Raw genomic sequence first — 21,315 nt, 5'->3', positions numbered from 1 at the left:
AAGCTCGTGATAGCATCCGTGCCTATGAAGTTTCCAGGAAGATTTACCAGTGGCGTACTGATGCTGTTAACCAGCAGTGCGGCACTGGCCCAAAGTGAATTGGATGTGCGGATCAAACCGTCCAATGATGAGCTGAAAGCCAATGTAGAGGGCTATATCGGCAACCTTGGCGATCGTGACGAAGAAGCGCTGCTGCGCTTCAGTCGTGGCGCCGAGCAGCAGGCGCGCAAGGCCGCCCAGGCCTTGGGTTATTACCAGCCGCAGATCGACAGTAATGTGAAGGGTGGCAAGACGCCGCGCCTGGTGCTCAACATCGACCCCGGCGAGCCGGTACACCTGCGCAATGTCACGATTCGCGTCGACGGCCCGGCGGCAGACCTCAAATCCTTTCGTGTGCCCCAAGGCGCGTCGCTGAAAACTGGCGCGGTGCTCAATCATGGTCATTACGAAGACGCCAAGCGCCTGATCCAGAATCAAGCCTCGCGCTTCGGCTTTTTCAGTGGTCACTTCACCAGCCAGAAGTTGTCGGTGGACCCGCGCGCCGGCGTGGCCGATATCGAACTGATCTACAACAGCGGCCCGCGTTATGCGCTGGGCAAGGTCAGTTTCGAAGGCGACACGCCTTTCGATGAAGACCTGCTGCAACGCATGGTGCCGTTCAAGGCCGGCGCGCCTTATGACTCTGAGCTCATCGCCGAGCTCAATCAGGCGTTGCAATCGAGTGGCTATTTCGAAGGTGTGCGCGTCGATGCAGCACCCACGGCATCCAAAGATGACGTGATCCCGGTGGACGTCAAACTCGAAACGCGCAAGCCGCGAACCATGGGCCTGGGCCTGGGTTATTCCACGGACGTCGGTCCCCGGATCAAGGCCAACTGGACCCGGCACTGGGTCAATCCGCAGGGGCATAGTTATGGCTGGGAAGCCGAGCTATCGGCGCCCCGGCAAAACGTCGGGCTGTTCTACGACATCCCGCTGGACCTGCCACTGACCGACAAACTGCGTTTTGCCGGTGGTTACCAGAACGAAGACATCGCCGGCACCGACACCCACAGCAAGCTGCTGACCCTCGGCCCGGAATGGCACAGCAAGTTACCCAGTGGCTGGCAGCGCGTGGTGTCGTTGAAATGGCAGCGTGAGGATTACTCACTGGGTGACGACGCGGGTTTGAGTACGTTGCTGATGCCCGGCGTCAGCTATTCCTACCTGAAAAGTGACAACCGCATCGACCCGCACAACGGCTATCGCCTGCAATTCGAGTCCAAAGTGGCGAAAGAAGGCCTGGGTTCAGACAGCAACTTGCTATACGGCACCGCGTTGGTGAAAGGCTTGACCACGGTCTTTGACAAACACCGCTTTCTTGGCCGGGTGCAGGTGGGCGGCAGCGCCACCAATGGCTTCAGCTCAGTCCCGCCGTCGCTGCGGTTTTTCGCCGGTGGTGATCAGAGCGTGCGCGGTTACGACTATCAAAGCCTGTCCCCGGAAAACTCCGAGGGCGACCGCATCGGCGGCCGCTACATGGTCGCAGCCAGCGCCGAATACCAATATTCCGTCGCCGAAAAATGGCGGGTCGCGACCTTCGTTGATCAGGGCAACGCCTTCAATACACTCGAATTGCCGAACCTCAAGACCGGTGTGGGTATCGGCGTGCGCTGGGTCTCGCCGGTAGGGCCGATTCGTCTTGACCTGGCCCATGCGCTGGACGACGACGGCGGCATTCGACTGCACTTTTCCATGGGGCCTGAGCTTTGAATCGTGGTTTGAAAATAACGCTGCTGGCGATTCTGGCGCTGCTGATGCTGGTGCTGCTGAGCGTGGTGTCGGTGCTGGGTACAGCCACGGGCAGCCGCTGGGCTTTAGGGTTTGTACCGGGTCTGACCGTCGAGAATTTCCAGGGCCGTTTGGGCGGACAGTGGAGCGCCGATCATGTGCTGTGGCAGCAAGACACCCGCCGGGTTGAACTGAGCAAGGTGATTTTCGCCTGGTCACCGTTGTGCCTGACGCGCATGACCCTGTGCCTTGAGCAAGTGAAGGCTGACCAGGTCAGCCTGCAATTTCCCCCGGGCGCTGAAGAGCAAAGCAGCGGGCCGCTCAGCCTTCCGGAATTGAAGTTGCCCGTGGCGATCGAGCTGGGTGACGTCCAGGTCGGCAGCCTGCTGTTCAATGGCAGCGAAGCGCTCAAAGGCCTGCAATTGGCGGCGCACTGGACGGTGCAAGGCTTGCAGATCGACTCGGTGAAGTTGCAACGCGATGACCTGAGCCTGAACCTCTCCGGCCTGTTGCAGCCCAGCGGTAATTGGCCACTCAAGGCTGAAGGCAATCTGACCCTGGCGACCCCGGGGCCTTGGACACTGGCGTTGAAGGTTGACGGCGATCTGCTGAAAACCCTGAACTTGAAAGCCGACAGCAGCGGTTACTTGAACGGGCAACTGACCGGTGAACTGCAACCCTTGGTGGAAAACCTGCCGGCCAAGGTGCGGATCACCGCCGATGGCTTCAAGGCCAGTGCCGACCTGCCGGACACGCTGCAACTCAATCAACTGGAGCTGACCGGCGACGGCGACCTGAAAAACGGTTACCAATTGTCCTGCAAAGCCTCTTTGCCCGCCGAGCAAGGCCCGGTCGCGTTACTGCTGCAAGGCAAGGTCGACGCCAAGGGCGCGCAGATTGCCGGGTTGGATCTGACGGCCAACGACAAGCAATCCCTCAAACTCACCGGGCAGTTGGACTGGAGCAAAGGCCTGAGCGCCGATGCGAAGATCGACTGGCAGGATTTCCCGTGGCACCGCCTCTATCCGCTGATCGACGAACCGGAGGTCGCGTTGCACCGCTTCAATGGCGATATCTCCTATACCGACGGAAAATACCTTGGCAGCTTCAACGCTGCACTGGATGGGCCGGCCGGCGCTTTCACCCTGAACAGCCCGTTCAGCGGCGACCTGACGAGAATCTACCTGCAACAGATTGAGCTCCAGGCGGGGCAGGGCAAGGCCGAAGGGCATCTGAACCTGCAATTCGCCGACGGCATTGCCTGGGATACGGCGCTCGACCTCTCGGCGATCAACCCGGCGTATTGGGTGGCGGAACTGCCGGGCACCCTCGCTGGGCCCTTGCGCAGCAAAGGCGAGATGAAAAATGAACAGCTCAGCCTGACCGCCGACCTCGATCTGAAAGGCAAACTGCGTGGCCAGCCGGCGGTGATTCAGGCCAAGGCTGACGGTGGCGGCGAGCAATGGAACCTCAATGCGCTGCACGTTCGTCTGGGCGACAACAGCATCAATGGCAAAGGCAGCCTGCAGCAGAAACTCGCCGGGCAGATCGACATCAACCTGCCGCGTCTGGCGCAACTCTGGCCGCAACTTCGTGGGCAACTGAACGGGCGCATCGATGTCGCCGGTACGCTGAAGGCGCCGCAAGGCAAGCTAGGGCTGCAAGGTTCGCAACTGGCGTTCCAGGACAATCGCCTGCAAAGCCTGAACCTGGACGCGACCCTCGACAGTGCGCAACGGGCGAAAATCGAGCTCAAGGGCAGCGGCATCCAGGCCGGTGATACGTCGCTGGGAACGCTGACCGCCAGCGGTCAGGGCGACATCAAAAACCAGAAACTGACGCTCGACCTGCAAGGGCCGAAGCTCAAATTGGCGCTCGGCCTCGATGGCAATCTGAATCAGGGCAACTGGCGCGGGCGCTTGGCCAGCGGCGATATCCAGGCCGGAGGGCAAGACTGGAAGCTGCAATCCCCGGCGAAACTAGAACGACTGGCGGACGGCAAAATCACCTTCGGGGCACATTGCTGGGCGTCCGGCCCGGCCAGTCTGTGTGGTGAGGATTCGCGCCTGATGCCTGAGCCGAAGTTGCGTTATCACCTCAAGCAGTTCCCGATCGACAGCCTGGCGCAGTGGTTGCCGAAAGATTTCGCCTGGAAGGGCAGTCTCAACGCCGACCTGCAACTGGACTTGCCGGCCAGCGGTCCGAACGGCCAGATCAGCATCGACGCCAGCGGCGGTACGTTGCGCATGAAGGAAAAGGACCAGTGGCTGGACTTCCCGTACCAGACGCTGAAAGTCACCAGCAAACTCACGCCCAAACGCATCGACACTGACCTCAACTTCGTCGGCGGCAAGCTCGGCGAGCTGATGGTCCAGGCGCAGATCAATCCGCTGCCCAAGAGCAAACCTGTGAGCGGCTCGTTCCGCCTCAGTGGGCTGGACCTGTCGGTGGCGCGGCCATTCGTGCCGATGGTCGAAAAGCTGACCGGGCGTTTGAATGGCAGTGGCACGATTTCCGGTGGCCTGTTGGCGCCGCAGGTCAACGGCAGCCTGCTGCTCAGCGACGGTGAAGTCTCCGGGGCCGAGTTGCCGATGGCGCTGCAAGCCTTGCAACTGCGCGCGGTAATTGCCGGTGAAACCGTGCAATTGGACGGCGACTGGAAAAGCGGCAAGACCGGGCAGGGTACTCTCAGCGGCAACATCGACTGGGGGCAGGCACTCATGGTCGACCTGGCGCTCAAGGGCTCGCAATTACCGGTCACCGTCGAGCCTTACGCCAAGCTGGAAGTCGCGCCCGACCTGAAGATCTCGATGAAAGGTGACGAGTTGGCCATCGCCGGCAAAGTACTGGTGCCCAGAGGCGAGATCACCATTCGTGAGTTGCCGCCTTCCACAGTCAAGGTGTCCGATGACGTGGTGATCGTCGGTCAGCAGACCGAAGAGGGCAAACCACCCCTGGCCATGAAGATGGACATCGATGTGGTGGTCGGCGAAGACAAACTGAGCTTTGCCGGGTTTGGCCTGACCGCGAATGTGCAGGGGCATGTGCACATTGGCGACAACCTGGACACACGCGGCGAGTTGTGGCTCAACGACGGGCGTTATCGCGCCTACGGTCAGCGCTTGACCGTGCGCCGGGCGCGCTTGTTGTTTGCCGGCCCGCTCGATCAGCCTTACCTGGACGTCGAGGCGATTCGCCAGACCGATGACGTGATTGCCGGTATACGCCTGAGCGGCAGCGCCGAACAACCGACCACGCAGATCTTCTCCGAGCCGGCCATGAGCCAGGAGCAGGCCTTGTCCTATCTGGTACTGGGTCGTCCGCTGAGCAGCAACGGCGAAGATAACAACATGCTTGCCCAAGCTGCGCTTGGGTTGGGCTTGATGGGCAGTTCGGGAGTGACTGGCGGGCTGGCCAAGGACCTGGGGATTCAGGATTTCCAGCTCGATACCCAGGGCAGTGGCAGCACCACCAGCGTGGTTGCCAGCGGCAATATCTCCGAGAAGCTCAGTTTGCGTTATGGCGTTGGCGTGTTTGAACCGGCCAACACCATTGCCTTGCGCTACAAGCTGAGCAAGAAGGTCTACCTCGAAGCCGCCAGCGGCGTGGCCAGTTCGCTGGACATCTTCTACAAGCGGGATTTCTAAGACCCCGTCACTTTTTCAAACCGAGTCGCTGCCATCGCGGGCAAGCCCGCTCCCACAGGGGATTACACCGATCCTGTGGGAGCGGGCTTGCCCGCGATAGCGTCCGTGCGCGCGCCACAATATCCGACTCCTTTGGTCAACTAAATACGAAGCAACCTAACTATTGCGTTGACATTGGCTGCCTAGGCAGTAACATCTCGTCATACATTCTCTGCCTAGGCAGCTAATTGGTGGCCAGATGAAACATTTCTCTCCGGACGATTTCCAGAATTGCCACCTCGGGCTCCTGCTCGGGCGCGCCGCGCTGCTCAAGGACCGGATTCTCGACACCCATATGGAACCCCACGGCATCACCGCCGCGCAGTTCAAAGTGCTGATCATCATTGGCCAATACGGCGTCGATACGCCGGCCGAGCTGTGCCGTCATCTGTCGCTGGACAGTGGTTCGATGACCCGCATGCTCGATCGTCTGGAACAGAAGGGTTTCCTCGCCCGCCAACGCAGCGAGGCGGATCGCCGCCAGGTTCAACTGGTACTGACCGAAGACGGCCAGAAGCTCGCCGACCGCCTGCCGCACATCGGTGCAGAAGCGATGAACGAACTGGCCGGCGCCATCACCCCTGAAGAACTCAAGACCCTGGAACACATCCTCAAGAAAATCCTGGTGGCTGCCGGTGACTCGATCACCCTGCTGCGGGTAGGTGACAAATGAACAGTAAAACCCTGCGCACGAGCCTGAGTCTGGTGCTGTTGGCCATGACGCTGGCGGGTTGCGCCAGCTACAGCGGCCTGACCACCGAAGGCGTCAGCCTCGATGCGAAAAACCTGAAGGCCGGACAATCGTTGAACGGCGTCACGTTGTCGCCAGCGGCCTGGCCAAAAAACGATTGGTGGAAAAGCCTCGGTGATCCGCAGCTGGACGGTTTGATCCACGAAGCTTTGCACGACAGCCCGGACATGCAAATTGCCGACGCCCGTGCCCACCAGGCCAGCGCTGCCGCTTACGCCGCCGACGCCGCCCGCATGCCGACCCTCGACGCGAGCGCTGGCGTCAGCCGTTCGCGACTCTCCCGGGATCAGGACCCGAGCGGGCAGGGCGGTACTTACGCCACCGTGCGTAACATCGGTGCCAGCTTCAATTACAACTTCGACCTCTGGGGCGGTCAGCGTGACGCCTGGGAAGCGGCGTTGGGCGAAGCCCGCGCTGCCGAAGTCGATCAGCAGGCCGCCCAGTTGACCTTGTCCGCCGATGTTGCCCGCGCCTACAGCGATCTGGGTCAGGCGCACATCGTTTACGACCTGGCCAACGAGGACCTCAAGCGCACCCGGCAAATGCTCGATCTGGGCCAGCGTCGCTTGAGTTCGGGCATCGACAGCCAGTATCAGTTCCAGCAAACCGAAAGCCTGGAAGCCACTTCCGAAGCCAGCCTGATCGACGCTGAAAAACGCCTGAACAGCGCAAAAATCGCCCTGGCGGTGTTGCTCGGCAAAGGCCCGGATCGCGGCAACGAAATCGCCCGTCCAAAAATCCTCCAGGCCAGCGCCGTGGCATTGCCGTCGGTATTGCCCGCCGAGTTGCTGGGTCGCCGCCCGGACCTGGTGGCTGCACGCTGGCGGGTCGAGGCAGCGAGCAAGAACATTGCCGCCGGTAAGACTCAGTTCTATCCCAACTTGAACCTCAGCGCCGCCGCCGGTGCCGAATCGTTGTTAGGAGATGCCATGTTCGGGTCGGCCAGTCGCTTCTTTAATGTCGCGCCGACCATTTCGGTGCCGATTTTCGACGGCGGCCGGCTGCGCGCCGACCTCGATTCGCGCGATGCCGATTACGACCTCGCGGTGGCGCAGTACAACAAAAGCCTGGTGAAAGCGCTCGGCGATGTCAGCGACACGATCAACCAGTTACGCGATATCGGCCGGCAAATCGGTGCTCAGCAGCACGCCACCGACATTGCCCAGGATTCTTACAACACCGTGGTCCAGCGGTACGGTTCCGGCATCGGTAACTACCTGGACGTGCTCAGCATCGAGCAGCAATTGCTCCAGGCCCAGCGTCAGCTGGCCAACCTGAATGCCGAGCAGATCGACTTGTCGATCCAATTGATGCAAGCGCTGGGCGGCGGATTTCAGGGCGAAACCCTGACCGCAGCCAACGCCATCCCAGCCACGCAGCACAACTAATTCAAGGTATTTGTCATGGCCACCGTCGATACACCTCAAGCCCCGCATAACGCTCAAGACACGGGCAATCCGCGTAAACGCAAAGTCATGCTGGTCGCTCTGGCCATCGTGGTTGTCCTCGCCGGAGTCGGCGTCTGGGGTTATCACGAACTCTACGGGCGCTGGAATGAAAGCACCGACGACGCCTACGTCAACGGCAACGTCGTGGAAATCACCCCGCTGGTGACTGGCACCGTGGTCAGTATCGGCGCTGATGATGGCGACCTCGTCCACGAAGGCCAGGTGCTGATCAACTTCGACCCGAACGACGCCGAAGTCGGCCTGCAAAGTGCCCAGGCCAATCTGGCCCGCACCGTGCGCCAGGTGCGTGGTTTGTACAGTAACGTCGATGGCATGAAGGCTCAGGTCAACGCGCAACAAGCCGAAGTGCAGAAGGCGCAGGACAACTTCAATCGCCGGAAAAACCTCGCCGCCGGCGGTGCGATTTCCCAGGAAGAGCTGTCCCACGCTCGCGATGACCTGACCTCGGCGCAAAACGCCCTGGCCAACGCCAAACAGCAGCTGAAAACCACCAGCGCGCTGGTCGATGACACCGTGGTTTCGTCGCACCCGGACGTGATGTCGGCCGCCGCGCAACTGCGTCAGGCCTACCTCAACAACTCGCGCAGCACCTTGATCGCGCCGGTCACCGGTTACGTGGCCAAACGCTCCGTGCAATTGGGTCAACGGGTTCAGCCGGGCACTGCGCTGATGGCCGTGATTCCACTGGATCAGCTGTGGATCGATGCCAACTTCAAGGAAACCCAACTGCGTGACATGCGCATCGGTCAACCTGTGGACATCGAAGCCGACCTGTACGGCAGCGACGTGAAATTCAGCGGCACCATCGACAGCCTTGGCGCCGGCACCGGCAGCGCGTTTGCCCTGCTCCCGGCGCAAAACGCTACCGGTAACTGGATCAAGATCGTGCAACGGGTGCCGGTGCGGATCCACATCAACGCCGAAGAACTGGCCAAGCATCCGCTGCGGGTTGGTTTGTCGACGCTGGTCAATGTGAACCTGCGCGACCAGAGCGGCCCGGTACTGGCACAACAACCGCCGCAAAAGGCCTCGTTCAGCACCAATGTCTACGATCGTCAGTTGGCCGAGGCCGACGCAATGATCACCCAATTGATCCACGACAACAGCGCCGCGGTCAGCAAAACCGCGCAACGCTGATTCGCCCTGTGGGAGCGAGCTTGCTCGCGATGGCGCATTAACATTCAACAGCTTTGTTGGTTGACCCACCGCCATCGCGAGCAAGCTCGCTCCCACAAGGTCAGCTGCGTCAGTAACAGGCGCTGCGCCCACCCGGTTTCAAAGGATTCGCGATGAGCAATAACGCCTCTTTCACGCCGCCCAGCCTGTTGCTCAGCACCATCGGCCTGTCGCTGGCGACCTTCATGCAAGTGCTCGACACCACCATCGCCAACGTGGCGCTGCCGACCATTTCCGGCAACCTGGGCGTGAGTTCGGAGCAGGGCACCTGGGTGATTACTTCATTTGCCGTGAGCAACGCCATTGCGCTGCCGCTGACCGGTTGGCTCAGTCGGCGCTTCGGTGAAGTGAAGCTGTTTCTGTGGGCCACGGTGCTGTTTGTGCTGGCCTCGTTTCTCTGCGGTATCTCGACCTCGATGCCGGAGCTGATCGGCTTTCGGGTGTTGCAAGGGCTGGTCGCCGGTCCGTTATACCCAATGACCCAAACGCTGCTGATCGCGGTTTATCCGCCCGCCAGACGCGGCATGGCCCTGGCGTTGTTGGCGATGGTCACGGTGGTGGCGCCGATTGCCGGGCCGATTCTCGGTGGCTGGATTACCGACAGTTACAGCTGGCCGTGGATCTTCTTCATCAACGTGCCCATCGGCATTTTCGCGGTGATGGTGGTGCGCCAGCAGCTCAAGGCACGGCCGGTGGAAACCAGCCGTCAGCCGATGGATTACGTTGGTTTGATCACACTGATCATTGGTGTCGGGGCCTTGCAGGTGATTCTCGACAAGGGCAATGACCTGGACTGGTTCGAGTCGAACTTCATCATCCTCGGCGCGGCCATTTCAGTGATTGCGCTGGCGGTGTTTGTGATCTGGGAAATGACCGACAAGCATCCGGTGGTCAACCTGCGGCTGTTTGCCTATCGCAACTTCCGCATCGGCACGCTGGTGCTGGTGTTGGGGTACGCCGGGTTCTTCGGCATCAACCTGATCCTGCCGCAGTGGCTGCAAACCCAAATGGGCTACACCGCGACCTGGGCCGGTCTGGCCGTGGCGCCAATCGGGATTCTGCCGGTGATCCTGTCGCCTTTTGTCGGCAAGTATGCGCACGATTTCGACCTGCGATTGTTGGCTGGGTTGGCGTTTTTGGCGATTGGCCTGAGTTGTTTCATGCGCGCCGGGTTCACCAATGAAGTCGACTTCCAGCACATTGCCCTGGTGCAACTGTTCATGGGCATCGGCGTGGCACTGTTCTTCATGCCGACCCTGAGCATCCTGATGTCAGACCTGCCACCGCACCAAATCGCCGATGGCGCGGGCCTCGCGACCTTTTTGCGCACCTTGGGCGGTAGTTTTGCGGCGTCGTTGACCACCTGGATCTGGATTCGCCGGGCGGATCAGCACCACGCGTACCTGAGTGAAAGCATCACCACTTACGACCCGGCAACCCGCGATGCGTTGAACACGCTGGGCGGGGCGGGGAGTCCGGCGTATGCGCAACTCGATCATGTGCTGACCAGTCAGGCGTACATGCTTTCCACCGTGGATTACTTCACGTTGCTGGGGTGGGGGTTCATGGGGTTGATACTGATTGTGTGGCTGGCGAAACCACCGTTTGCGGCCAAAGCAGGGCCGGCGGCATCCGGGCATTGAGTGAAGATCGTTCCCACGCAGAGCGTGGGAACGATCAAATGATGTTGAATTTGAGTCCGCTATCGCGAGCAGGCTCGCTCCTACAGGGTGTGTGTCCGGCAGTCAGCTCGTGGGGGCTGCCAGTTGCGGCGGCGGGGCGAAGTCGAACGGTGCCAACGCAAACCCGTTCTCATCCACCTGCAACGCCCAACCCTGACGATCCCAATCCCCCAACACAATGCGCTTGGCCGCCTGCTCGCCAAGTTGCAGTTTATGGATGGCAGGGCGGTGGGTGTGCCCGTGGATCAAGGTCTTCACCCCGTATTCCTGCATGATTCGCGGAATTTCCTCGGGCGTGACATCAACAATGTCATTGGCCTTCATCCGCGTTTGCGTGCGGCTTTCACTGCGCAGCTTGCGGGCCAGTTTATGGCGCGTGCGCAGCGGCAAGTGACGCAGGATGAACAGGGTGACGGGGTTGCGCAGGTAACGACGCAGCTTCATATAGGCTTCGTCGCGGGTGCAGAGGCTGTCGCCGTGCATCAACAGCACCGGCTCGCCATAAAACTGCACGACACTCGGGTCCTTCAACAACGTGCAGCCGGCCTGTTTGCAGAAGGCCTGGCCGAGCATGAAGTCGCGATTGCCGTGCATCAGAAAAATGGCCGTGCCGCTGTCGCTCAATTCGCGCAGGGCCTGGCAGATGGAACGCTGAAAGGGCGTCATGGCATCGTCGCCAATCCACGCTTCGAAAAAGTCGCCCAGAATGTACAACGCACTCGCCGAGCGGGCGCGTCCGGCGAGCAAATCCAGAAACGCCCGGGTGATGTCCGGGCGCTCCTCTTCCAGATGCAAGTCTGAAATCAGCAATATCACTCAATGATCTCGGCTTTCTCGATGATCACGTCGTCTGCTGGAACGTCCTGGTGGCCGGACTTGGAAGTGGTGGCCACGCCTTTGATCTTGTCGACAACGTCGGTGCCGGCAGTCACTTTACCGAATACCGCGTAGCCCCAACCCTGGACATTCTTGCCGCTGTGGTTCAGGAAGCTGTTGTCAGCCACGTTGATGAAAAACTGGGCGGAAGCCGAATGCGGCTCCATGGTGCGGGCCATGGCAACGGTGTACTTGTCGTTGGAAAGACCGTTGTCAGCTTCGTTCTGGATGCTTGGGCGCTTGTCTTTCTTTTCTTTCATGCCTGGCTCGAAACCGCCGCCCTGGATCATGAAGTTACCGATGACGCGGTGGAAAACGGTGTTTTCGTAGTGACCGGCTTTAACGTATTCGACGAAGTTGGCCACGGTGATCGGGGCTTTCTCGGCGTTCAGTTCCAGGACGATGTCGCCATGGTTGGTGGTCAGTTTGACTTGGGTCATGATCGGTACTCTATCTGGGAATTCGTGGGTTTCGGGGCATTACAGCCCCCAACCGGTTTGGCCAGTAACAGCCAAGGTGCGCAGTTTAGCGTGCCGGACGCGAATTTCGAGGCTGTTTTTCATTTATGGCCTATTAAATACGACCGTTTGCAGGCGCGCTCTGTCAGGTGCTTGACAGCATCGGCTATGATAGCGGCTTTGTTTTATCTGGCCCTTCTTCTGGCCGCGCACTTGTGCGTTCAAGGATCCTATGAGCAAGCCCACTGTCGACCCTACCTCGAATGCCAAGACCGGCCCTGCCGTGCCGGTCAATTTCCTGCGCCCGATCATCCAGGCGGACCTGGACTCGGGTAAGCACACGCAGATCGTCACCCGTTTCCCGCCTGAGCCCAACGGCTACCTGCACATCGGTCACGCCAAGTCGATCTGTGTGAACTTCGGCCTGGCCCAGGAGTTCGGCGGCGTCACGCACCTGCGTTTCGACGACACCAACCCGGCCAAGGAAGACCAGGAATACATCGACGCGATCGAAAGCGACGTCAAATGGCTGGGCTTCCAATGGTCCGGCGAAGTGCGCTACGCCTCGCAGTATTTCGACCAGTTGCACGACTGGGCCGTCGAACTGATCAAGTCCGGCAACGCCTATGTCGACGACCTGAGCCCTGAACAGGCCAAGGAATACCGTGGCACCTTGACCGAACCGGGCAAGAACAGCCCGTTCCGCGAGCGTTCCGTGGAAGAAAACCTGGACCTGTTCGCCCGCATGAAGGCTGGCGAGTTCCCGGACGGCGCACGCGTGCTGCGAGCCAAGATCGACATGGCCTCGCCGAACATGAACCTGCGCGACCCGATCATGTACCGCATCCGTCACGCTCACCACCACCAGACCGGTGACAAGTGGTGCATCTATCCGAACTACGACTTCACCCACGGTCAGTCGGACGCCATCGAAGGCATCACCCACTCGATCTGCACCCTGGAGTTCGAAAGCCATCGTCCGCTGTACGAGTGGTTCCTCGAAAACCTGCCAGTGCCGGCCAACCCGCGCCAGTACGAGTTCAGCCGTCTGAACCTGAACTACACCATCACCAGCAAGCGCAAGCTCAAGCAACTGGTCGATGAAAAGCACGTCAACGGCTGGGACGACCCGCGCATGTCCACGCTGTCGGGCTTCCGCCGCCGTGGCTACACGCCGAAATCGATCCGCAACTTCTGCGAAATGATCGGCACCAACCGTTCTGACGGCGTGGTCGACTTCGGCATGCTCGAATTCAGCATCCGCGACGACCTCGACCAGAGCGCGCCGCGTGCCATGTGCGTGCTGCGCCCGCTGAAAGTCGTGATCACCAACTACCCGGAAGGCCAGGTCGAGAACCTCGAACTGCCGTGCCACCCGAAAGAAGACATGGGCATGCGCGTTCTGCCGTTCGCCCGTGAAATCTACATCGACCGTGAAGACTTCATGGAAGAGCCGCCAAAAGGTTACAAGCGCCTGGAACCGGCCGGCGAAGTGCGTCTGCGTGGCAGCTACGTGATCCGTGCCGACGAAGCGATCAAGGACGCCGACGGCAACATCGTCGAGCTGCGTTGCTCATACGACCCGGACACCCTGGGCAAGAACCCTGAAGGCCGCAAGGTCAAAGGCGTGGTGCACTGGGTGCCAGCGGCTGCCAGCGTCGAGTGCGAAGTGCGCCTGTACGATCGCCTGTTCCGTTCGGCCAACCCTGAGAAGGCCGAAGACAGCGCCAGTTTCCTGGACAACATCAACCCTGATTCGCTGCAGGTACTCACCGGTTGTCGTGCCGAGCCTTCGCTGGGCAACGCACAGCCGGAAGACCGTTTCCAGTTCGAGCGCGAAGGTTACTTCGTCGCGGATATCAAGGACTCGAAACCAGGTCAGCCGGTATTCAACCGTACCGTGACTCTGCGTGATTCGTGGGGCCAGTGATTTAGTGACAGGCCCTGACCGGCCTGTATAGAAAGGCAACTAACGTGCTTACGATCTACAACACGCTCACCAAGAGCAAAGAAGTCTTCAAGCCGCTGGATGGCAACAAGGTGCGCATGTACGTCTGCGGGATGACCGTGTACGACTACTGCCACCTGGGCCATGGCCGCAGCATGGTTGCGTTCGACCTGGTGACCCGCTGGTTGCGGTTCAGCGGTTACGACCTGACCTACGTGCGCAACATCACTGACATCGACGACAAGATCATCAATCGTGCCCGCGAGAACGGCGAGTCGTTCGAAGCCTTGACCGAGCGCATGATCGCGGCGATGCACGAAGACGAAGCGCGCCTGAACATCAAGAAGCCGGACATGGAACCGCGCGCCACCGGGCATATCCCCGGCATGCACGCGATGATCCAGACCCTGATCGACAAGGGTTACGCCTACGCCCCGGGCAATGGCGACGTGTACTACCGCGTCGCCAAGTTCATGGGCTACGGCAAGCTGTCGCGCAAGAAAATCGAAGACCTGCGCATCGGCGCGCGGATCGAAGTCGACGAGTCCAAGCAGGACCCGCTGGACTTCGTGCTGTGGAAGGGCGCCAAGCCGGGCGAGCCGAGCTGGGAATCGCCGTGGGGCGCCGGGCGTCCGGGCTGGCACATCGAGTGCTCGGTGATGTCGACCTGCTGCCTGGGCGAGACTTTCGACATTCATGGCGGCGGCAGCGACCTTGAGTTCCCGCACCACGAAAACGAAATCGCCCAGAGCGAAGCGGCCACCGGCAAGACCTACGCCAACGCGTGGATGCATTGCGGCATGATTCGTATCAATGGCGAGAAGATGTCCAAGTCCTTGAACAACTTCTTCACCATTCGCGACGTGCTCGACAAGTACCACCCGGAAGTCGTGCGTTACCTGCTGGTGTCGAGCCACTACCGCAGCGCGATCAACTACTCGGAAGACAACCTCAAGGACGCCAAGGCGCACTCGAGCGTTTCTACCACGCGTTGAAAGGCCTGCCGAGCGTGGCACCGGCTGGCGGCGAAGCCTTCGTCGAGCGTTTCACTCAGGTGATGAACGACGACTTCGGCACGCCAGAAGCCTGCGCCGTGCTGTTCGAGATGGTGCGTGAGATCAACCGCCTGCGCGAGAGCGATCTCGATGCAGCGGCCGGTCTGGCGGCGCGCCTGAAAGAACTGGCCAGCGTGCTGGGTGTGTTGCAGCTCGAAGCCGATGACTTCCTGCAAGCGGGCGCCGAAGGGCGTGTCGATGCCGCTGAAGTGGATGCGCTGATTGCTGCGCGTCTGGCGGCACGTGCTGCCAAAGACTGGGCCGAATCCGACCGCATCCGCGACCAGCTCACCGCCATGGGCGTGGTGCTGGAAGACGGCAAGGGCGGTACGACCTGGCGCCTGGCTGACTGATGATCGTTCCCACGCTCTGCGTGGGAATGCCTCATAGGACGCTCCGCGTCCGCTTCGGCATGGGACGCGGAGCGTCCCGCAGTGCATTCCCACGCGGAGCGTGGGAACGATCAAACAAAACCCGCCTTGTGCGGGTTTTTGTTTTTTGGGGGGGCATCTGGCGGGGATAATATTGCGGATAATGTTCCGCTGAAAGTTGAATACGATGGCCCTGCCGTGATGCATGTTTCATAACTTAAAAATATGTTTTTACTTGGTGTTCTTCGGCTGATTTCTAGTTTTAGGATGGCGAGTAAGTTGTTTTCGTTGGTATTGAATAAAACAGGTTGCGTTGTTTGAGGCGCCATCGAAAGTTGGCGTCTGAGTGATGTTTCTATGGTTGTAAGTGTTTTTTATATTTTAGAGTTTTCTTGGCTGCTGTGCCGGTGTTAAAAGCTCAAGCTATTGATGATTCAAGATGCTCAGGCTATTTAAAGAGTAGTAATTATTCCTTGTTTTTTTGGAGGTTTCAGTGTTTTGCAGTGTTGTTGGTGTAAGCCATCTGGTACAAAAAATGCGGTAAGTATTGGTGGGGAAATAATAGTAGGTGCCCGTGTTTTATGTAAGTCCGACCAGTGCATAAAAGTGCATGAGGGTGAGTCGCTTGAATTGTTAGTGTTCGTGTGTGATTAATGAATATAGCCTTGTTGTCATTAATGTCGGAACTTTCTGACAGATGAGTAGGATTTCGCCTTGTTCGCTATTTTGCCAATGGGGAGGTCGTAGCGACGTATGAGAGGTGTGGTTCAATGGATGATATTTCATGGAATTTGCACTTATCCGAACTTTTGGTGCAATCAATCGATAAAAGTTGAGTTTTCGCTTCCAGGAGGTAAAGGTGAAGATTACGTCTAAATATCCAGATCATCTGTGCATTAACCATTTATTCGAGGCGCAGGTTGCGCGCAACCCTGAGGCAACGGCGCTGGTCTTTGAGGGGGAGGTGCTCAGCTATGGCGAACTCAACGCCAGGGGCCAATCGGCTGGCGCATCGGCTGATTGCCTTGGGCGTCAGGCCTGACCAGCGCGTGGCGATTTGTGTCGAGCGCTCCCCTGCGACGGTCATTGGCCTGATAGCGATCCTGAAGGCGGGCGGCGCCTATGTGCCGCTCGATCCGGAATATTCGGGGGAGCGGCTGGCGTTCATTCTTGGCGATACGGCTCCGGTTTTGGTGCTGGCTGATGCGGCCGGGCGTCAGGCGCTCGGGGACGCTTTGCAGGCTCATACCGTCCTTGATCCCCGTGATGTCCTCGTTGACGCGGACGCCAATCCCGAAGTTATCGGCCTTACTCCCAGCAACCTCGCCTACATCATCTATACCTCGGGCTCGACCGGACAACCTAAAGGGGTCATGGTCGAACATGCGCAGGTGGTGCGTCTGTTCGACACGACACAGCCTGCCTTTGGTTTTGAGGCCCGTGACGTTTGGTGCCTGTTCCACTCGTTTGCCTTCGACTTCTCGGTCTGGGAACTGTGGGGCGCCCTTCGTTATGGAGGCACGCTGGTGTTGGTGCCGCATGCCATTACCCGCTCTCCGCAGGCGTTCTACAGGCTGATTTGCGAGCAGGGCGTCACCGTCCTGAACCAGACCCCGAGCGCCTTCACCGCCTTGATGGAATATGTAAAACCGTCTTCGGACCAGCTGCGCTATGTCATCTTTGGCGGCGAAGCGCTACAGCCGTCGACCCTACGCGACTGGTATGGGGGGCGTGGCGAGTCGGCTCCGCAATTGGTCAACATGTACGGGATCACGGAAACCACGGTCCACGTCACTTATTACCCGCTGACTTCATCGGATGCGCAACAAGCCGACAGCGTGATCGGTCAACGTCTGCCGGATTTGAATCTCTATCTTCTGGACGCGTTTGGTCAGCCTGTTCCGATGGGCTCAGTGGGTGAAATGTACGTCGGCGGCGCCGGTGTGGCGCGTGGATACCTGAACCGCCCCGAGCTGACGGCAGAGCGTTTCCTGCACGATCCCTTTGCAGGTAAACCTGAAGCGCGGATGTATAAAACAGGGGATCTCGCCCGTTATCTGCCGAACGGGAATCTGGCGTTTCTCGGGCGCAATGACGATCAGGTCAAGATCCGTGGCTTCCGGATTGAGCTGGGTGAGATTGCGGCCAAATTGGCCGAGCACCCCTCCATTCGCGAGGCGGTGGTGGTGGCACAAGGCGTAGACACCGACAAGCGCCTGGTCGCTACGTAGTGGTGCAGTCTGAGGTTCATGGCGCGTCGGTAGGCTCTGAGGCTGGGTTGGCACTGGCGGGAACGCTGCGTGATTACCTGAGCAGCCGTTTACCCGACTACATGGTGCCGTCTGCCTTTGTGCGAATGGAAAGCTTGCCGCTGACGGGTAATGGCAAGCTTGATCGGCGGGCGTTGCCGGTGCCAGAGGGCGATGCCTTCGCCCATGCGGGATACGAGGCGCCGTTGGGTGAGATAGAAGTTGCCCTTGCCAGGATCTGGTCAGAGCTGCTTGGCGTTGAACAAGTCGGTCGCCACGACAACTTCTTCGCCCTTGGCGGCCATTCGCTCATGGCCGTGCGGCTGGTCAGTCGCATAGCAGCCTTTGGGGCTGAATTGCCGCTCGTATCCTTGTTCGCCTCTCCAACGCCTCAAAGCTGTGGCTTTGGTGATTGAAGCCCAGCGCAGCGCTGGTGCTGTGGCGCGTGCATCGATCAGAACCCTCTCTCGCGATGAGTCCTTGCCGCTGTCTTTTGCTCAGCAGCGACTGTGGTTTCTGGCGCAACTCGATAGTGGAATCAGCGATGCCTATCACATTCCCTTGGCTCTGAGCTTACGTGGCCAGTTGAACGTGACGGCCTTGCAGCAGGCCCTTGATGCGCTGTGGTCGCGCCATGAGGCATTGCGCTCGGTCTTTGTCACCCAAGTGGGGGAGGTCGAAGTGCGTCTGCTGGCCTGTGATCAAGGTTTGCCATTGCGCCGGATTGATCTCCCTGGATCGGGCTCAAAGCCGAGCTTGCAAGGCTTTGTACCGAAGAGGCTCGCGCCCCCTTGATCTCGCTGCAGGGCCACTGATCCGGGCTTGCCTGATCCGGGTGTCTGTCCCCTCATCTGCTGATGAGCATGTATTGCTACTCACACAACACCATATCGTCTCGGATGGCTGGTCGCTTGGCATACTTTTGCCTGAGCTAAGTGCGCTGTATACGGCTTTCAGAAACCATCAGGCCAGTCCATTGCCGCCGCTTGCAATCCAGTATCCGGACTATGCCGCCTGGCAGCGGCAATGGCTGTCGGGGGAGCGCTTGAATGAGCAAGCGGCTTATTGGAAGCAGGCGCTGGCCGATGCACCAACACTGCTGGATCTGCCTACAGACAGACGGCGGCCTGAGCAGCAATCCCTTGTGGGCGCCTCTGTGCCGATCGAACTAAGTGCAGAGCTGACAACTGCCCTCAAGCATTTTAGCCAGCAGCAAGGGGTGACGCTGTTCATGACACTGTTGTCGGCCTGGGCGACTGTACTGTCACATCTGTCGGGGCAGGACGATATTGTGATCGGAGCGCCAAGTGCCAACCGGGGCCATCGCGACATCGAGCCGCTGATCGGTTTCTTCATTAACACACTGGCGCTGCGGATTGATCTTGGCGACAACCCGACCGTTGCCGACCTCATTGCTCGAGTACGCGAGCGGGCACTCAAGGCCCAGGATCATCAGGATCTTCCGTTTGAGCAGGTGGTGGAAATCACGCAGCCGCCAAGACGATTGAGCCATACGCCACTGTTTCAGGTGGTGTTTGCCTGGCAAAACCATGATGCAGGCCAATGGGCATTTCCCGGCCTTGAAGTCAGTCCGGTTGGTTCTTCCTATGATGTAGCGCGGTTCGATCTGGAGCTGGAGCTGGAGCTGGAGCTGGAGCTGGCCGAAGCGGGCGATCGAATCGTTGGTGCTCTTGGCTATGCGACTGCGTTGTTTGATTCGGCCACGATTGAGCGTCATGTAGGTTATCTGAAGACCGCCCTTGCCGAGATGACCAGGGATGCAAGCCAGACTGTAGCCACAATAGATCTGCTTGATGCGTCCGAGCGCACATTGTTGCTCAAGACGCGGAACTCGATGGAGGAGTTCTGCCCAGCTCATCTGTGCATGCATCATCTATTTGAGGAGCAAGTTGCACGCAGTCCTGAGGCAACGGCACTGGTCTTTGAGCAAGAATCGTTGAGCTATGGCGAACTCAACGCCAGGGCTAATCGGCTGGCAGCATCGGCTGATTGCGTTGGGCGTTCGGCCTGACCAGCGAGTAGCAATCTGTGTCGAGCGCTCCCCTGCGATGGTTATTGGCCTGATAGCGATCCTGAAGGCCGGCGGCGCCTATGTGCCGCTCGATCCGGAGTACTCGGGGGAGCGACTGGCGTTCATTCTTGGCGATACGGCGCCGGTCCTGGTACTGGCTGATGCGGCCGGGCGCCAAGCGCTGGGGAGTGCCTTGCAGGCTCATACCGTGCTCGATCTCGATGAAGTCCAGGCTGATACGTTGACAGGGGCGGACGTCAACCCTGAAGTTCCGGGGCTTACCCCCAGCAACCTCGCCTATATCATCTATACCTCGGGCTCAACCGGGCAGCCAAAAGGCGTCATGGTCGAGCATGCTCAGTTGGTGCGTCTGTTCGACACGACCCACGCCGCCTTTGGTTTTGCGAACAGCGACGTCTGGTGCCTGTTCCATTCTTTTGCCTTCGACTTCTCGGTCTGGGAACTGTGGGGCGCCCTTCGTTATGGAGGCACGCTGGTGTTGGTGCCGCATGCCATTACCCGTTCTCCACAAGCGTTTTACCAGTTGATTTGTGAGCAGGGCGTCACGGTCTTGAACCAGACCCCGAGCGCCTTTACCGCCTTGATGGAATACGTACAACCGTCATCGGACCGGCTGCGCTATGTCATCTTTGGCGGCGAAGCGCTGCAGCCATCGACCTTGCGCGACTGGTACGGGGGCGTGAAGAATCTGTCCCGCAACTGGTCAACATGTACGGAATCACGGAAACCACGGTCCACGTCACTTATTACCCGCTGACTTCATCGGATGCACAACATGCCAATAGCGTGATCGGTCAACGTCTGCCGGATTTGAATCTCTATCTTCTGGACGCGTTTTGGTCAGCCTGTTCCGATGGGCTCAGTGGGTGAAATGTACGTCGGCGGCGCCGGTGTGGCGCGTGGATACCTGAACCGCCCCGAGCTGACGGCAGAGCGTTTCCTGCACGATCCCTTTGCAGGTAAACCTGAAGCGCGGATGTATAAAACAGGGATCTCGCCCGTTATCTGCCGAACGGGAATCTGGCGTTTCTCGGGCGCAATGACGATCAGGTCAAGATCCGTGGCTTCCGGATTGAGCTGGGTGAGATTGCGGCCAAATTGGCCGAGCACCCCTCCATTCGCGAGGCGGTGGTGGTGGCACAAGGCGTAGACACCGACAAGCGCCTGGTCGCTTACGTAGTGGTGCAGTCTGAGGTTCATGGCGCGTCGGTAGGCTCTGAGGCTGGGTTGGCACTGGCGGGAACGCTGCGTGATTACCTGAGCAGCCGTTTACCCGACTACATGGTGCCGTCTGCCTTTGTGCGAATGGAAAGCTTGCCGCTGACGGGTAATGGCAAGCTTGATCGGCGGGCGTTGCCGGTGCCAGAGGGCGATGCCTTCGCCCATGCGGGATACGAGGCGCCGTTGGGTGAGATAGAAGTTGCCCTTGCCAGGATCTGGTCAGAGCTGCTTGGCGTTGAACAAGTCGGTCGCCACGACAACTTCTTCGCCCTCGGCGGCCATTCCTCTTGGCTGTGCGGTTGATCGAGCGGTTGCGCCGCCAGGGCTTGAGCCTCGCTGTGCGTGATCTATTCCAGACTCCCGTGTTGTCGGTGCTGACCAGCACGCTTGGCCAACACAGCGAGGTGGTGGTGCCGCCCAACCAGATCAGGCCTGAGACGTCCAGAATCACTCCCGAACTGTTGCCGCTGATTGAACTCAGCCAATCGGACATCGACCTGATCGTTTCACAGGTTCCTGGCGGGGCGGCCAACATCCAGGACATCTATGC

10 protein-coding genes and 4 pseudogenes are annotated in these 21,315 nt (G+C 59.5%); 12 read left to right on the top strand and 2 right to left on the bottom strand.

The window, feature by feature from the left end:
• Window positions 1-24 precede the first annotated feature (24 nt).
• The 6 genes from AB4N76_RS03135 to AB4N76_RS03110 all read left to right on the top strand — a co-directional run bounded on the left by AB4N76_RS03135 (window position 25) and on the right by AB4N76_RS03110 (window position 10,495).
• Window positions 25-1,752 carry an autotransporter assembly complex protein TamA gene (locus AB4N76_RS03135; RefSeq protein ID WP_460164667.1) on the top strand — a complete coding sequence of 576 codons (1,728 nt, stop codon included), beginning with the start codon at window positions 25-27 and terminating at the stop codon, window positions 1,750-1,752.
• A complete protein-coding gene (locus tag AB4N76_RS03130) occupies window positions 1,749-5,417 on the top strand; it encodes a translocation/assembly module TamB domain-containing protein (protein WP_460164103.1) in 3,669 nt (1,222 codons plus the stop codon). Before AB4N76_RS03135 ends, AB4N76_RS03130 begins: the two co-directional genes overlap by 4 nt.
• Window positions 5,418-5,655: 238 nt before the next feature.
• A complete protein-coding gene (locus AB4N76_RS03125) occupies window positions 5,656-6,129 on the top strand; it encodes a MarR family winged helix-turn-helix transcriptional regulator (RefSeq protein WP_046032520.1) in 474 nt (157 codons plus the stop codon).
• Window positions 6,126-7,595 carry an efflux transporter outer membrane subunit gene (locus tag AB4N76_RS03120; protein ID WP_077431859.1) on the top strand — a complete coding sequence of 490 codons (1,470 nt, stop codon included), beginning with the start codon at window positions 6,126-6,128 and terminating at the stop codon, window positions 7,593-7,595. Before AB4N76_RS03125 ends, AB4N76_RS03120 begins: the two co-directional genes overlap by 4 nt.
• Window positions 7,596-7,610: 15 nt before the next feature.
• Window positions 7,611-8,813: an HlyD family secretion protein gene (locus AB4N76_RS03115; protein ID WP_046032518.1), complete on the top strand. Its 1,203-nt coding sequence runs from the start codon at window positions 7,611-7,613 to the stop codon at window positions 8,811-8,813.
• Window positions 8,814-8,965: 152 nt separating this feature from the next.
• The gene (locus AB4N76_RS03110; RefSeq protein ID WP_109786612.1) at window positions 8,966-10,495 is read left to right on the top strand and encodes a DHA2 family efflux MFS transporter permease subunit; all 1,530 of its coding nucleotides are present in this window, start codon (window positions 8,966-8,968) and stop codon (window positions 10,493-10,495) included.
• Window positions 10,496-10,597: 102 nt separating this feature from the next.
• Here the strand turns inward: AB4N76_RS03110 and lpxH are convergent, their stop codons facing one another.
• Together lpxH and AB4N76_RS03100 are read right to left on the bottom strand one after the other, a co-directional pair.
• Complete coding sequence (gene lpxH, locus AB4N76_RS03105) at window positions 10,598-11,350, bottom strand: UDP-2,3-diacylglucosamine diphosphatase (RefSeq protein ID WP_460164102.1); 753 nt, start codon at window positions 11,348-11,350, stop codon at window positions 10,598-10,600.
• Entirely contained in the window at window positions 11,347-11,850 is a 504-nt protein-coding gene (locus AB4N76_RS03100; RefSeq protein WP_034146890.1) for a peptidylprolyl isomerase, read from the bottom strand. Before AB4N76_RS03100 ends, lpxH begins: the two co-directional genes overlap by 4 nt.
• Before the next feature lie 250 nt (window positions 11,851-12,100).
• On the opposite strand from AB4N76_RS03100, the gene AB4N76_RS03095 reads away from it, so the two are divergent.
• The 6 genes and pseudogenes from AB4N76_RS03095 to AB4N76_RS03070 all read left to right on the top strand — a co-directional run.
• On the top strand, window positions 12,101-13,798 hold the full coding sequence (locus AB4N76_RS03095; protein WP_046032515.1) for a glutamine--tRNA ligase/YqeY domain fusion protein: 1,698 nt from the start codon (window positions 12,101-12,103) through the stop codon (window positions 13,796-13,798).
• A 44-nt stretch (window positions 13,799-13,842) separates the two neighbouring features.
• Window positions 13,843-15,224, top strand: a pseudogene (gene cysS / locus AB4N76_RS03090) (cysteine--tRNA ligase).
• Window positions 15,225-16,119: 895 nt separating this feature from the next.
• Window positions 16,120-17,880 (top strand): annotated as a pseudogene (locus tag AB4N76_RS03085) (amino acid adenylation domain-containing protein); the annotation flags it as partial.
• A gap of 19 nt (window positions 17,881-17,899) precedes the next feature.
• Window positions 17,900-18,286 (top strand): condensation domain-containing protein, encoded by a 387-nt coding sequence (locus AB4N76_RS03080; protein WP_460164101.1) that lies wholly within the window; start codon window positions 17,900-17,902, stop codon window positions 18,284-18,286.
• A pseudogene (locus tag AB4N76_RS03075) lies at window positions 18,189-19,268 on the top strand (condensation domain-containing protein); the annotation flags it as partial. The gene AB4N76_RS03080 and the pseudogene AB4N76_RS03075, both read left to right, overlap by 98 nt.
• A 108-nt stretch (window positions 19,269-19,376) precedes the next feature.
• Window positions 19,377-21,157, top strand: a pseudogene (locus AB4N76_RS03070) (amino acid adenylation domain-containing protein); the annotation flags it as partial.
• Between the last annotated feature and the right edge of the window lie 158 nt (window positions 21,158-21,315).

It is taken from the genome of Pseudomonas sp. S2_F03 (genome assembly GCF_054668335.1).
Note: the sequence above shows the minus strand (reverse complement) of the source record. Positions and strands in the feature narration are given on the sequence as shown.

Coding starts and splice junctions, on each gene's coding strand:
- AB4N76_RS03135 (WP_460164667.1), top strand. CDS start 25: ATGAAGTTTCCAGGAAGATTTACCAGTGGCGTACTGATGCTGTTAACC.
- AB4N76_RS03095 (WP_046032515.1), top strand. CDS start 12,101: ATGAGCAAGCCCACTGTCGACCCTACCTCGAATGCCAAGACCGGCCCT.
- AB4N76_RS03110 (WP_109786612.1), top strand. CDS start 8,966: ATGAGCAATAACGCCTCTTTCACGCCGCCCAGCCTGTTGCTCAGCACC.
- AB4N76_RS03120 (WP_077431859.1), top strand. CDS start 6,126: ATGAACAGTAAAACCCTGCGCACGAGCCTGAGTCTGGTGCTGTTGGCC.
- AB4N76_RS03125 (WP_046032520.1), top strand. CDS start 5,656: ATGAAACATTTCTCTCCGGACGATTTCCAGAATTGCCACCTCGGGCTC.
- AB4N76_RS03100 (WP_034146890.1), bottom strand. CDS start 11,850: ATGACCCAAGTCAAACTGACCACCAACCATGGCGACATCGTCCTGGAA.
- AB4N76_RS03115 (WP_046032518.1), top strand. CDS start 7,611: ATGGCCACCGTCGATACACCTCAAGCCCCGCATAACGCTCAAGACACG.